Raw genomic sequence first — 14,006 nt, forward strand, 5'->3', positions numbered from 1 at the left:
GTCGTGTTTTTAAGGAAAATTATCAGTGCGGGGCTGATCCTCGCCAGTGGCCAGGTATGGGCCGAATGGGAACTTGGCGGGCTTTCCGGGCTGGAAAATCGCTACTTTCTCCAGGATGCAGCGTATTCCGGCCAGGAACGCATGCAGGTGTCGCTATTCATTGAACCGGAGCTCTACACAGAGTGGAACGACGGGATCGACAGCCTGGTGGTGAAGCCCTTTGTGAGGCTCGACCAACAGGACAGTGAGCGCACCCATGGGGATATCCGGGAGCTGGTATGGCTGCACGTTGGTGACAACTGGGAGAGTCGGGTTGGAGTCAGCAAAGTGTTTTGGGGGCAGACCGAGTCCCTGCACCTGGTGGATATAATCAATCAGACCGATGCTGTCGAATCACTGGATGGTGAAGACAAGCTGGGTCAGCCAATGGTTAACCTCAGGGTATTTGGCGACTGGGGCACCGTATCCGGATTTCTGTTACCTTATTTTCGTGAACGTACCTTTGCTGGCACCGATGGTCGTCTGAGACCTCCGCTGCCGATTGATGCCGATGCGGCGCTGTATGAGTCTGACGATGAGCAGCAGCATCTGGATTACGCTTTACGCTGGCAGAACAGCATTGGTGACTGGGAAGTGGGCGTGTCGTATTTTGACGGTACCACCCGGGAGCCCGAATTGTTATTTCTGGCCCAGAATTCCGAAAGTGTGACACCGTATTACGCTCAGGTGGAACAGTTCGGGCTGGACGTGCTGAAAGTGCAGGGCGCCTGGTTACTGAAACTGGAAACCATTCACCGCCGCGGGCAAAGTGAAGATTTTACCGCTCTGGTGGCCGGGTTTGAGCGCACCAGTGTGGGGGTGTTCGATACCTCCCATGATTTGGGGGTTCTGATGGAATACCAGTTCGATGAGCGCACTGATAACTTCTTTGCTAACGGGCAAAATGATCTCATGCTGGGCCTGCGTTGGGTTTTCAACGACCTGGATGGTACCGAAGTACTCGCAGGTTATGTGCAGGATTTGGATGAACTGGCCACATACAGTGGCTTTGTGGAAGCGTCCAGCCGCATGAGTGACCAGTGGCGCTGGAAACTTGACGCCTACTTTTTGTCATCAGACGATGAAACGGATACCTATTTTTACCTGCGCAGGGACGATCACATTCAACTGACCCTGGAATATTTCTTTTAATTTATTTGTTCGGAAAAATCATGTTTAAACGTATTGCCGCTGTGGCACTGGCGTTGGGAGTGAACGTCCAGGTAGAGGCAACCGAGCGCATGTATGGTGTGCTCAGTAGTGGGTATGCCGATGTGGAATTTGGTGAGTTATCGGAGCAGCAACCCCATTATCAGTTTGCAATGGGGCATCAGTTTCTGTCTCAGTGGTATCTGGAATTTGGTTATCAGTCGCTGGTAGATGGGCTCGATTCGCAGAGCGGCATGAAAGCCGACGCGCTGTATCTTGCGATGCTCGGAAAAGCGGGCAGCCCTTGGGGTGAGCTGTATTACAAACTGGGCGTTATGAACGCCGATGTGCTGACTGCACAAGGCTCCCTGCCAGACGGGACCTGCCGGCAGGGAGGGGAGCCGGGGACTCTGGCGAATACCTGCCATTACGACGAAGGGATTGCTGCTGCCCTGGTTGGGGTTGGGTTTGATTTTCAGCTCAGCATGAATTCCATGGTGCGTCTGGAGTTCAGTCATGCGCGTGGCCAACAGGATTTCAAAGCCAATGTGGTGACGGTTGGGTTGAGGTACAACTTCAACTGAACCCTTTCCTGTGAGGTACCGGATGTATGGTGCCCGGATCGGTTTTGATGGCCTACACTTAAATGTTATTCGTCACGCTGATATCAGTGCCGGTTACAGGAGGAACTACAATGAAAAACGAACTCGACAGCAAGTTTGTTCTGAGGGTGTTTGAAAAGATCCGGCAGCACGGTGAAAAACAGGGCGACAAGTATGTGCTAAATGGGGTAACTGCCTTCACTGATCTGGATGGGTACACCCTGTTTATCGAAGATGCGACTGTAAAATTGCAGTTTGGTTTTCATAATCAGTACAATTTCGATTACCAATCCCAGGCGCAGTTCGAGAGCTTCGAGAAAAAACTCCGGCAAATCGATCGCGAAACTTGAGGGAATTGCGGTATGCCGGCGTTGCAAAGGTGGGCTTGTCCGGGATCTGACGCTACAATACGGCAAATTTTTTCAGGATGAGTCGACGTTGTCTCAAGCAATCAAACCTCCACAGTTCAAATTGGCCTTTCTTGGCCCCCGCTACTGGCCGGTCTGGTTAGGTGCCGGAATTTTGTATTTGCTGATATGGTTACCCTTACCACTCATTCGCTGGTTGGGGGCGGGGTTCGGGCGTCTTATTGGCTGGATAGCCCCAAAGCGGGCCGCCGTTGCCCGCCGGAACATCGAACTGTGTTACCCGTATATGAGCGAAAGCGACAAAGATGCGCTGGTAAAGGAAAATCTCCGTCGCACCGGTATGGCTCTGTTTGAAACGGCCATGGGGTGGTGGTGGCCGGCCTGGCGGGTTAAGCGGATAACCGAGGTTGAAGGTTATGAGCATGTGGAACAGGCTTTGGCGCAAGGTAAGGGCGTGTTCGGCATGGCGCTGCACAATGTGAACCTGGAATTCGGCTGCCGGGGCATCGGTTACATTCACCCGAGTATTGGGTTTTATCGCAAGCACAATAACCCGTTGATGGATTACCTGCAGTATCATGGCCGCGCTAAATCCAATAAATATATGATCCACAAGCGCAATTCCCGTGCCTTATTGTCTGCTCTGGATCATCAGGAATTGTGTCTCTATCTTCCCGACCAGGATTACGGTCGCGCACAAAGCATTTTTGTGCCATTTGGTGGGGTAAAGCATACCGCCACCACTACCGCTACGCTGATGTTCATCCGCCGCTCCAATTGTGTGCCTATGCTGATTTCTTCACAGTATACCGCCCGAGGTTACAAGATTAAGATTTACCCTCCCATGCCCGAGTTGGGAGAAATGGACGATGTTGCGGCCTTGACCCTGTTGAATCAGCGCATTGCGGAAATTGTGCTGGAACAGCCGGAAAGCTATTTGTGGATGCACAAACGGTTTAAAACCCGTCCGAATGAGGATGACCCATCGTTATATGCCTGAATGTACTTCATGCTTTGTAAAGTCTGGCCGATAAGGTATAAATGGTGATTCCCCGAAATATTGCAGTTCGCTGAGATAGGCAGTAGTGGTTAATTGAATTCTATGGCGAAAAAAGGCTATTCCAATACTCTGTTCTGGGCCAGACATATTGCCCTGGCTCTGTTGTTGGTGATCATTGCCGGTGTGCTTATTCAGATGAAGCAGGCTAATGATGCCCGCCCGTTGCCGGAAGGCGCTCCGGAACAAAAGTCGATTGCCAAAGGGCTGTCGGATTTTTACCGTGAGTTCCGCCATTCTTCATCGCAGAAAATCGAGGAAGACGGCGGTGATTTTGTTATTGAATTAAGTGAATCTGAGCAGAACCTGGAGTCGCAGCTCCAGGATATGTCCAGTGACCTGCGCCCCGCCAATCACCGGTGGGTAGGGGAACACAAGCACCGCAGTTTCAAAGCCGGTAATACCCTGCGGGAAGCCATGTCAGATTATGCCCAGCAGGAAGGTATGCAACTGATATGGGATCTCAGGGAAGATTTTGTCATCAAGCATCATTTTCAGATGGACAACACCATTGCCGGCTCGCTGGCTAAAATTGCATCTGCGATTGACAGTAATTTTGACGGTGAGGTTAAGGCCTTTGTCTGCCCTGGTCAGCGTACCCTGGTGGTGACCGTCGAGAGTACGCCGTTCCTGAAAGAAAACTGCAACCGCATCACCGCGGGCTAACCCAATACCTGTTGCCAGATTTCCGAAACCCGCTGGCGGATTTGGCTTAATACCTCCGTATCTGAGGCGTATTTATGCTCCGCAAGAGTGAGCTGGTGGTAATGGTCCCGCAACTTTAGATAACCCTGTTGCAATTGTGTTACTTCTTCCCCTGGCAACAGGCCGGCCTCTCCAACAGCATCCAGAATCCGTAAATTGTCACTGTATCGGGTCAGGGTTGGGTGTTCATCGGCATAGGCCAGTACCCAGTACTGGGTCAGAAACTCAATGTCGGTAATGCCCCCTTCACACTGTTTCAGGTCAACGCCTTCCTCTTTGTTGTTCAGCAGGTGGGCACGCATTTTTTCGCGCATGGAGACCACATCTTTTTGCAGCTCTGAACGCGCTCTTTTTGCTCTCAGGGTTTGATGTCGGATTGAATCAAAAGTAGCGAGTAAGGCTTTGTCACCTGTGATACTCCTGGCCCGAACCAGCGCCTGGTGTTCCCAGGTCCAGGCTTCGTGCCGCTGATAATGTTCAAAGCCATCAATATGACAACACAGCAGCCCTGAGTTGCCGGATGGCCGCAGGCGCAGATCGGTTTCATACAACTGACCAAACAGGGTGGTGGTGTTGAGCAGGTGCATTATGCGTTGGGCAAGCTTGATATAAAACTGCTGTGCGCTGACAGATTTGCTGCCGGTGGTATTGGCCGTGCGCGGCGCATTGTGCAAAAACACCAGGTCGAGGTCCGAGCCATATCCGAGCTCATAGCCCCCCAGCTTGCCATAACCTATTACGGCAAAGCCGGTATTGGCAGCAGCGGGGCATTCCTGGGCTCCGGTATTGAGGTGGTCCGGTATGCCGAAGCGGTCAGAAACCTGCCGCCAGGCTTCATGAATGACGCTGTCGAGAACCACTTCAGCCAGTACTGTCAGTTTGTCACTCACCGCTTCCACCGGCAGGGAACCACTGATGTCACTGGCAGCAATGCGAAGCTGCTGGCAGAGTTTGAATTGTCGCCAGCTATCCATCAGTAGTTCTGTGTCTTCGGGTTCAATCCGCAACAGAGTTTGACGAAGTTCATCCTGATAATGCTGCTTGCTAATGAAGATGTCGGCATTCTGTTGCTGGAGGTACAAGGGAGTGAGTAACTCGTCCAGCAACAAGGGGAAACGCTGGATTTGCTCGCTAATCCAGCCACTGTGATGACACAGCTTCACCAGCTGTTGCAGAACGTCAGGATTTTCCAGTAGCAGATCCAGGTAGGTGGTTCTTCCGGTAACCGCATTGACAACATCCAGTACCCGGCCAAGAACCTGCCCCGCCTGTTCGGGGAGCTGACAGGTCAGTACATACAGCAATTCGGGGATAAGTTTATGCAGGGTTTCCTCACCCCGCTCACCCATGCGGTAGGCCCTGAGTTGCTGGCGGAAGGCGAGCAGTTGGTGATAACACTTTGCTGCTGCCGCTTCGCTAAGCGGTGGGCTCATCAGCTGGGTAAATTCGGATTCATCCAGACCCAATTGCCATGCATCGCGACATTTTACGAACAGTTCATCGTTGTGCCCGCGGCTTTCCTGGGGTTCTTCGATTAACTGGTTGAACTGGGCATGTATTTGCGCCATTACCCGATGCAGACTAGCGTAAAAGGCAGTGTAATCCGGCTCTTTGCACACGGTAAATACAATTTCCTGACCCCATTCCTCGTCGGGCAGGGTCTGGGTCTGTTCGTCACGCCATTGCTGCAGGGTGTGCTCTACTTTGCGCAGGTAACAATAGTCAGCATACAGGGTGTTCAGGGTAGCCTGGTCTATCAGGTTCAGTTTTTCCAGTGCCTCGAGGGTTGCCTTAACACTTTGGGTTCTCAGTTGTGGTTGGCGTCCACCGTGAATCAACTGAAAGCTCTGGGCAAAAAACTCCACTTCCCTGATCCCGCCCGCACCCAGCTTGATATTGTCGGCCAGGCGTCGGCGTCTTATTTCCCGGGCAATCAGCTGTTTCATGGAGCGCAGCGCGTCTATGGTGGTGAAATCCAGATAGCGCCTGAAGGTAAAGGGCGTGAGTATATCCTCAAGTTCTTCAGTGTAGGCGTCAGGAGGGTTCATAATTCGGGCTTTGACCATTGCGAACCGCTCCCAGTGGCGGCCCTGCTCCTGGTAATAATCTTCCAGCGCAGCAAAGTGCATGGTCAAGGGCCCGGACTCGCCAAACGGGCGTAGCCGCATATCAACCCGAAAGACCTGGCCGTCAGCGGTGATTTTTGCCAGTGCCGAAATCAGCTTTTGCGCCAACCGGTTGAAGAATTGCTGGTTTTCAATGGGCTTGCGGCTGCCTTCAGTGTGGCCTTTGGCGGGAAAGCTGAAAATCAGGTCAATATCAGATGAAAAGTTGAGTTCCCTGCCGCCGAGTTTCCCCATCCCCAGGATGAGCATAGGCAGGGGGCCGTGCTCGCCAACAGGCGTGCCATAGTGTTCACAATGGCGTTGGTATAGCCATTGGTAAGCTTCCAGGATCAGTGCGTCAGCGAGTTCGGAAACCTGTTTGAGGGAATCTTCGATGATCTGAACGTTGGTAAGATCACGCCAGGCAATACTCATCATATGCCGGTGCCGGAAATGTCGCAGGGCCTGATGGAAGTCGTTTTCGTGCTCGATGCCGTATAAAGACTGCCTTAAATGTTCGGCATAACTGCTGTGATTGTGGCAGAGGTGCTCGCCCTGGCTAATAATTTCCGTCACCCACTCAGGGTGGCGGATGGCCTGTTCGGCAATAAACTCGCTAAGGCCAAATACTTCTGTGAGTAAATTGCTGTGGGAAAGCAGCGCAGAATGGCCACCCATGGCATCGCAAAAACGTTGCCAGAACTGAGCGCCACGCTCAATCATAATCCTGTTATTTCTTTGCAGCGTAGGCATAATACCAACGAAAAGTCTGTTAAGTGAATAAATTACAAGGCTTTGCCTGTATGGCATAGCCTGTTGAGTCTGGCACAGTTTCAACTTGCTCTCCAGCGCCGTCAACGTCGGTTCTGCGCAGATAAAAGACATGAGGAATTATTAGCGATGGAAAACCTCGTAAAGCTGGTTACCCTGCCACACGATATGTGGGTCTATCTGGCAATTGATCTTGCACTGGCGCTTATGTTGCTGGTGGCGATGAAATGGCTGACCCGAATGTTCAGAAAGGATATGGGGTCGGTGACCGAAGAGTTGGGGGTAAAAGACAATTTTGCCTTCGGCATCAGCATCGCCGGGGGAATGCTTTCCTTGTGCATCGTACTGGCATCGGCCGTGGGTCGCCACATTGGGCATGGCTATCAGAATGCAGCGCTTGGCATGCTGACCTTTGGAGTGGTTGGGATTGTGCTGGTGAAGTTCGGTCGTTTTGCACACGACAAGCTGGTACTCAACCGGCTGGATACCATGGAAATGATCTCCGAACGCAGCGTGAGTGTAGCGCTTGTAGATGCAGCCAGTCTGGTCGCCAGTGCCATCATTTTGCGCAGTATCATGCTGTGGGTGGAAGGCAGCAACCTCAACGCCATTATTGCGGTTACCACCGGTTTTATGGTTGTGCTTGCCATTTTGCTTGTTATGACCCGATTTTACGAGGCCCGCTATGCCAGCGAGAACCAGAACGATTCGTTTCAGGGGGCGTTGCGAAAAGGTCAGTTGGCGCTGGCAATTGATCATACCGGCAATCTGTTGGGTACCGCCACCATTGTCACCTCTGCTGCCAGGTTACTGGTCTACGACCCGGCGGGTTACGTCAGCAATATTACCGGTTGGCTGGTAGTGAGCGTGTGTCTGGCATTTGCCCTTCAGTTGACGGTGCTGTTAAGCAAGAAGATCATTCTTTTTGGCATGAATTATCGTCAGGAAGTCGATCACCAGCACAATGTCGGAGTGGCATCGCTGGGGTTTGCCCTCAGTATTGGTATTGCCCTGGTTGTTAATGGCGTTCTGGAATTTTTACTCTGACAAACAGTACGGTTTGAAGCTTCAGACCTCTGGTATTGGCGTTGTCTGAAATTGATGTGTGACGTTGGTCAGTTCAGAGTTCATTGGGTGTTGTCCGAGAATCAGAGCCTGTTTTTGCACTCGGGAAAGCGATTTTATTCGCGCTTCCCAAACCGACGCCTGAGAACGGTCGGTGCTCTGAAAAACCGCCTGCATAACCAGCGGCCCCTTTCCGCGCAATGATTTTGCTCCTCCAACTATTTCACCGCTGTGCTGACGAAAGCGCCGTACCGGGTCCGTTGTGATGCCCGTATACAGCTGGCCTGTTCGGGTTTGCAGCAGGTAAAGATACCAGCTCGCCGTGGCGCGGGTTTCTGCTTCTGATGATTTGGCTGTTATACTTCTTGGCAATTTTATTGAGGTACTGAAGAAAAATTATGATTCTACCAGATTTCAGCCAGGCCAAAATCCTGATTGTCGGCGATTTGATGCTCGACCGGTACTGGAGTGGCGGGACCGGACGGATTTCTCCCGAAGCTCCGGTGCCGGTTGTGAACATTCGCGAAAGTGAAGATCGCCCCGGCGGTGCAGCCAATGTGGCAATCAATGTGGCCACACTTGGTGCCAGTGTCCGTTTGATGGGCCTGTGCGGTAGGGACGAAAATGCTGAAATTCTGAAAAGTCGCCTCGCCAGCTTTGACATTGACTGTGATTTTTTCGCCATTGAAGGCCAGGACACCATTACCAAATTACGGGTGATGAGCCGCAATCAGCAATTGCTGCGGCTTGATTTTGAAAAGAGCTTTGCCGATGACGATAAGTCAGCGCTTTATTCCGCTTTTGAAACGGCCGTTCAGGAGGCTGATCTGGTGGTGCTGTCAGATTACAACAAAGGCTGTCTGAGTGATCCCCAGGTGCTCATTCAACTGGCGCGACAGCATGGCAAGCCAATTCTGGTTGACCCCAAGGGCAGCAGCTTTGACAAGTATCGTCAGGCAACCCTTATAACCCCCAATATGGCGGAACTGGCCGGGGTAATGGGCGAAGCTGGAGATGAACAAACCCTGATTGCGCAGGCTGAGGCCTGCCGCGATGCCCTGGAGTTACCGGCGCTGCTGCTGACCCGTTCGGAGCAGGGGATGACCTTGTTCGAGTCCGGCAAAGAAGCCTTTCATCTGCCCGCCAAGGCCAAGGAGGTTTATGACGTGACCGGCGCGGGTGACACCGTAGTGTCTACGCTGGCAGTATGTATGGCCACCGGGGTGGCCTTGTCGGATGCCTGTGTTCTGGCGAATCTGGCGGCCAGTGTGGTTGTGGGCAAACTGGGTACTTCTACCGTGTCTACCACCGAACTGGCGGTCGCGCTTGGGCATCAGTCTACACACCTGGATGGTGGAGTGATGACCGAGGAACAGCTGGCTCTGGCACTGGAGCAGGCGCACAAGCGGGGTGAAAAAGTAGTGATGACCAACGGGTGTTTCGACATCCTGCATGCCGGTCACGTGTCGTATCTTGATGCCGCCGGAGCATTGGGTGACCGCCTGATTGTTGCGGTGAATACGGACGAGTCGGTCTCGCGTCTGAAAGGGCCCGGACGACCTGTGAATTCAGTGCAGCGACGTATGGCTGTGCTGGCAGGCCTGAGTTCGGTTGACTGGGTAGTGCCGTTTTCAGAGGACACTCCACAGCGCCTGATTGCCCGCCTGCTACCTGATGTGCTGGTCAAAGGCGGCGACTACAGGGTGGAAGACATTGCTGGCGGCCGTGAGGTGCTGGCAAATGGCGGTGAAGTCAAGGTGTTGCATTTTGAAGAAGGAGTTTCTACCACGGGCATCATTGAACGTATTGTGCAAAACCAGCACAAAGAGGCATAGCCCCTGTGCATGCTTTAGGATAAGCTAGCACCAAAGGAAGTTGCCACATTAAGCATTAGCGGTATCACTATGTACGAAAGTTATTATGGACTGGACTCCAAACCGTTCCAGCTGACGCCGGACCCGGCGTTTTTCTTTGCCAGTAAGTGGCACAAGCGGGCCATGTCCTATTTGCAGTATGGCTTGTCTCAGGCGGAAGGCTTTATTGTCATTACCGGTGATATTGGTACCGGAAAAACTACCATCGCCAACAGCCTGTTGGCGGACATTCAGGACGATATTGTGGCGGCGCAAATTGTCACCCCAAAACTTACTCCTGATGAACTGGTCAAAATGGTGGCGGCCAAATTTGAGCTTGATACCGCCGGCAAGAGTAAGGCAGACATTCTTGATGAGCTGGAAACGTTTCTGTTTACCCTCAGTCAGCGGGGCCAGCGAGCCTTGTTGCTGGTTGATGAAGCACAGAATTTGCCGCTGGAAACCATAGAAGAATTGCGCATGCTTTCCAATTTCCAGCAGAAAGGAAAGCCGTTGCTGCAGAGTTTCCTGCTGGGGCAGGAAGAGCTTCAGCCGATACTGCGGGCACCCAATATGGAGCAGTTCCGTCAGCGCATTGTGGCGTCCTGTCACCTTGCTCCTCTGACCCAGGAAGAAACCCGCGCCTACATTGAATACCGTATGCAACATGCCGGCTGGAATGGCGACGCTTTGTTTGCTGACGCTGCATTTGAGCGCATTTATCAGTTCACCCGTGGAGTGCCACGGAAAATCAATACTCTGATGGACCGGATCCTGTTGTTCGGTTTTCTTGAAGAACTTGAAGTTCTGACTGAGGAAGCGGTGAATGCCGTAATCGACGAGGTCAGAGAAGAGATGTTTGTTCCGGATAAACCTTCAGTTGCTGATGAAGCGGAAGAGATTGAAGTGAGCGTACCAGAGGGAACCCATAAACCGGCGAAGAAGCTCCTGACTCCCAATGGTAATGAGATACAGGATGCCGAATATTATAAGGCGATGCTCAGTGAACTGGTTGATGCACTGGATGATGCCATCAGCCACAAAATCAAGCTGACCCAGTACATTGACAAGCTGCTGAAAAAGAAATACCGCACTTACGTGCGACTGAAATCCGATGAAGATCAGTAGTAAGAAAGGTAATCTAATATGATTGCCTTTTTTTATGCAATTAAATAAGGTTGCCTTGTAGTCATGGAGCAACTACAGTAAAAAAAACTCTGTCAGAAAGGAAGACGATGATTGCTGTGCTAACTGGCGATCTAGTGCATTCAAGCAAAATGTCGCAGCCGGATTTTAACCGCTCGGTACAGGCTGTAGAGACTTTTATTGCTGATTGTACCGATAAATACGGGGCCCAGGGCTATGGCTATCGCGGCGATGCGTTTCAACTGATGTTTCCCGAGCCGCAACCCGCGCTGAACGCAGCACTGCAGTTCAAACTTGCGCTGGGTGCCGGCGTGGGGCTGGAAACGCCAGCCGATTGCACATTATCACTGGCGTACGGTGAAGGGACTGTATCGGAAAGTGGCCCCCGTTCGGCGCTTGGAGAAGCTTATGTGTGCTCCGGGCGTAACCTCGATAGAGCGGCCCGTGGCAGTATTCATGTCGCAATTTGCGGTGGCTCAGGAGATGAGGAGATGGGGTTGCTGTGTGAGTTTCTCAGTCATCTGCTTGGCAGGCTGACAACAAGCCAGAAGCAGTTGTTACACTCGTACCTGGAAAGTGGCTTTGCCGAGCATCGTGTACTTGCACAGCAGCTGCATACCAGCCGGCAGAATATCAGCCAGCGGCTGGCCGCCATCGGCGCAGAGCTGGTCAGAGATTTTGTGTATTTGGTAAATACACGGGTAGGGGGCTGAAATGGAATTACTATTGTTTTTGCTGATGGCCCATCTGATTGGGGATTTTTACGCACAGCCTCTACCCTGGGTGGTATGTCGCACTACACACCACTGGCGTTCGGGCGGGCTGTGGAAACACGTTGCGGTTCACGCGGCACTCAATACCGTTGTGGTGGCTTTTTTTGCTCCATCCTGGTGGGCTGGCATGGCGGCGGTGGTTGCGATTGTGGGCAGCCATCTGCTCACCGACGTGTGGAAGTCTTATCGCCAGGATATTCTCAGGTTTTTTCTGCTCGATCAGGCTGTGCATATCATTATCCTTCTGCTCGTGGCCTGGTGGTTTTCCGATCTGACAGTTGAATCACTCATCGGCCTGACAAAACATGTATTTACGCCGGATAACCTGCGTATCGCTCTGGCCTATGTTGTGGCGTGGCGACCTGCCTCCATTTTCATTGCCAAAGCGCTTAAACCCCATACCGATGCGCTGCAGCAACACGCTGGGGCGCCCGACGGGCGTCAGGGCCTGCTGTTTGCCGGGGCATGGATTGGCTATCTGGAACGCAGCCTGGCCTTGTCCTTTGTTTTGCTGGAACAGTTTGCCGGTATCGGCTTTCTGGTGGCGACAAAAACCGTATTCCGGTTTGGGGATCTGACTAAGGAGCGGGACATGCGATTGACGGAATATATGATTCTGGGCACCCTGATGAGCTTCAGCGTGGCGCTGTTTGCCGGATGGGTGATTGCCGGGCAAACCCCATAGAGGCCTCTCTACAGGGTAAGCCGGAATGCCAGATTAGGTTTATTCGTAGGTGTAACGAATGCCCAGCGTCAGGCGCCGGTCTTCATAATTGGCACCAAAGTAGCTGTCGGTTAAATCACCATTCTTCTTGACCAAACTGACATCCAGACTGCTGACCAGATACCGGCCAAATTGGCGTTCCAGCCCGAATGAGGCGTTGGTGTTCTGGCTGTTACCATTGGAAAAGGTGGCAGACTGCTGTTCAATGTCGGCGAAGCGCACACTGGCGTTGATGTGAGTATGCTGACCAACTGAAAAGCTGGCGTTGATACCGGCTGCCATGGTGGTACGGAACCTGTCCTGATCCAGATAGTCCTCTTCAGTGTGCTGGGCAAAAAGGCCAAATGTAAGACGGGAAAACTGATAGTTAACCTGCCCGTTTGCCGATTTGCGTAACACAATGTTGTCGTCCAGCTCGAAGTTTTCGGAATTGATCACAAACACCTGCTCACCAGACTGCGGTGTGTAGTCGAGATTGTCCGGAAGGTAGCAGGCTGTCAGAGTCGCGTTGTCACCGTAGGGGCAAACCAGCAGGCCGAGCAGAATCGGGTCAGACAGCAAACGGGACGAATTGGTAATGTCTTCGGAATAGCTCAGACTGGAGCGTAGATACTTGGTATTGTAATTCAACGCACCACTGGCACTTTCACCGTAGAAACGCCGCCCGTAACGGGCATCCAGTGACGTGCGTGGGGAGAAAGCCCAGCGCAGATCGATACCCACAAAGGTATCGTCACCCGCTTCATCCAAATCGGACTGGCTCTGGTTGGCCGTTACCGACAGGTAGCGGTTTTCCGATTGGCGGTAGGTCAGGCCAACGCCGTAGCTGTCGAATTCGCGCACATAGGTTTCTGAGCCAGTCACATCCGATACTTCGTTTGATTCGTGACTGGCAGTGAGCCTCAGGCCCCAGTTACCCAATAGCATGGTATCCAGATAGCCGTTTGCATCCTGGCTGACAAAATCACCCTGGGCGGCCGTGTTGCGCTCAGTATTCTGGTAACCGCCGGTAACAGACCAAATCAGAATTTTGGCCTCATCGCCATTACGCAGACTTGCACGGGCTGAGGATGAAGTGCTGTCAAGACCAGCAAAACCGGCAGTCAGGTTTTGCTCAGAATCCACTTTGGCGTAACTGACTGATGCCGATGCGCGAACCCAGTCTCCCTGTTCCATGGTCAGATTTGAAGCAATACGGTTGGTTTGGGTTTTGGCCAAATCCTGTTCATTGGCAAGAAAGTCGGAGACCAGAAAATTTGATGCGTTCGCGTTGCGGTAACTGATACCGCCTGAGGCCTGGAAGCTCAGGAGTCGTTCAATCGCCAGCCAGTTGGCACTGTAGCTGTATTCTGCATAATTGTCAGACTGGCTGTTGTCGTTGTTGTCACGGTTCAGGTGGGTCAACGCACCACTGAAATTGCCCAGAAAAGTGCGGCTTTGATAAGCGGCGTTGAATCTGGGCTTGAGGCTTAGCGTATTCAAAGTTCCTTCGCCCTGGCTGTCAGAATCGACATTCTGGACAATCACATCAGCGTCGGCTGAAGCCGTAATCTTGACCTGATTTGCCAGGCTCATGGCCGGCAAAGTGCCCAACATTACACAAGAGAGTGGTGCGGCCAGCCGAACGCGCTTACTAATCGGTGACATAG

The 14,006-nt window shown here is 52.4% G+C and carries 13 protein-coding genes; 10 read left to right on the top strand and 3 right to left on the bottom strand.

Annotated features, from left to right (window positions below; genetic code table 11):
- Positions 1–3: 3 nt before the first annotated feature.
- The 5 genes from DXV75_RS01540 to DXV75_RS01560 all read left to right on the top strand — a co-directional run bounded on the left by DXV75_RS01540 (position 4) and on the right by DXV75_RS01560 (position 3,881).
- Positions 4–1,191: a hypothetical protein gene (locus DXV75_RS01540; protein ID WP_115591460.1), complete on the top strand. Its 1,188-nt coding sequence runs from the start codon at positions 4–6 to the stop codon at positions 1,189–1,191.
- 20 nt (positions 1,192–1,211) lie between these two features.
- Complete coding sequence (locus tag DXV75_RS01545) at positions 1,212–1,772, top strand: outer membrane beta-barrel protein (protein ID WP_115591461.1); 561 nt, start codon at positions 1,212–1,214, stop codon at positions 1,770–1,772.
- 110 nt (positions 1,773–1,882) lie between these two features.
- Positions 1,883–2,140 (top strand): DUF3081 domain-containing protein, encoded by a 258-nt coding sequence (locus DXV75_RS01550; protein WP_115591462.1) that lies wholly within the window; start codon positions 1,883–1,885, stop codon positions 2,138–2,140.
- 88 nt (positions 2,141–2,228) lie between these two features.
- Positions 2,229–3,158, top strand: a complete 930-nt coding sequence (gene lpxL / locus DXV75_RS01555) for an LpxL/LpxP family Kdo(2)-lipid IV(A) lauroyl/palmitoleoyl acyltransferase (RefSeq protein WP_115591463.1) — start codon at positions 2,229–2,231, stop codon at positions 3,156–3,158.
- Between the two features lie 102 nt (positions 3,159–3,260).
- Complete coding sequence (locus tag DXV75_RS01560) at positions 3,261–3,881, top strand: TcpQ domain-containing protein (RefSeq protein ID WP_115591464.1); 621 nt, start codon at positions 3,261–3,263, stop codon at positions 3,879–3,881.
- On the opposite strand, the gene glnE is transcribed toward DXV75_RS01560, so the two are convergent.
- Entirely contained in the window at positions 3,878–6,778 is a 2,901-nt protein-coding gene (gene glnE, locus DXV75_RS01565; RefSeq protein WP_115591733.1) for a bifunctional [glutamate--ammonia ligase]-adenylyl-L-tyrosine phosphorylase/[glutamate--ammonia-ligase] adenylyltransferase, read from the bottom strand. The genes DXV75_RS01560 and glnE overlap by 4 nt on opposite strands.
- Before the next feature lie 147 nt (positions 6,779–6,925).
- On the opposite strand from glnE, the gene DXV75_RS01570 reads away from it, so the two are divergent.
- Positions 6,926–7,843: a DUF350 domain-containing protein gene (locus DXV75_RS01570; RefSeq protein ID WP_115591465.1), complete on the top strand. Its 918-nt coding sequence runs from the start codon at positions 6,926–6,928 to the stop codon at positions 7,841–7,843.
- Between the two features lie 21 nt (positions 7,844–7,864).
- On the opposite strand, the gene DXV75_RS01575 is transcribed toward DXV75_RS01570, so the two are convergent.
- Positions 7,865–8,233 (bottom strand): GIY-YIG nuclease family protein, encoded by a 369-nt coding sequence (locus tag DXV75_RS01575; RefSeq protein WP_115591466.1) that lies wholly within the window; start codon positions 8,231–8,233, stop codon positions 7,865–7,867.
- Between the two features lie 26 nt (positions 8,234–8,259).
- Between DXV75_RS01575 and hldE the strand changes: the two genes are divergently transcribed.
- From hldE to DXV75_RS01595, 4 genes are all read left to right on the top strand, one after another.
- Complete coding sequence (gene hldE, locus DXV75_RS01580; RefSeq protein WP_115591467.1) at positions 8,260–9,696, top strand: bifunctional D-glycero-beta-D-manno-heptose-7-phosphate kinase/D-glycero-beta-D-manno-heptose 1-phosphate adenylyltransferase HldE; 1,437 nt, start codon at positions 8,260–8,262, stop codon at positions 9,694–9,696.
- Between the two features lie 69 nt (positions 9,697–9,765).
- Positions 9,766–10,842 (top strand): XrtA/PEP-CTERM system-associated ATPase, encoded by a 1,077-nt coding sequence (locus DXV75_RS01585; protein WP_115591468.1) that lies wholly within the window; start codon positions 9,766–9,768, stop codon positions 10,840–10,842.
- Positions 10,843–10,949: 107 nt separating this feature from the next.
- Positions 10,950–11,573, top strand: coding sequence for a hypothetical protein (locus DXV75_RS01590; RefSeq protein ID WP_115591469.1), 624 nt, complete (start codon positions 10,950–10,952; stop codon positions 11,571–11,573).
- A 1-nt stretch (position 11,574) separates the two neighbouring features.
- Positions 11,575–12,318, top strand: a complete 744-nt coding sequence (locus DXV75_RS01595; RefSeq protein WP_115591470.1) for a DUF3307 domain-containing protein — start codon at positions 11,575–11,577, stop codon at positions 12,316–12,318.
- 39 nt (positions 12,319–12,357) lie between these two features.
- On the opposite strand, the gene DXV75_RS01600 is transcribed toward DXV75_RS01595, so the two are convergent.
- Complete coding sequence (locus tag DXV75_RS01600; protein ID WP_115591471.1) at positions 12,358–14,004, bottom strand: porin family protein; 1,647 nt, start codon at positions 14,002–14,004, stop codon at positions 12,358–12,360.
- Positions 14,005–14,006 lie beyond the last annotated feature (2 nt).

Origin of the sequence: Alteromonas aestuariivivens, from assembly GCF_003367475.1 — a bacterium.
In the GTDB taxonomy this organism is placed as follows: Bacteria; Pseudomonadota; Gammaproteobacteria; order Enterobacterales; family Alteromonadaceae; genus Alteromonas; species Alteromonas aestuariivivens.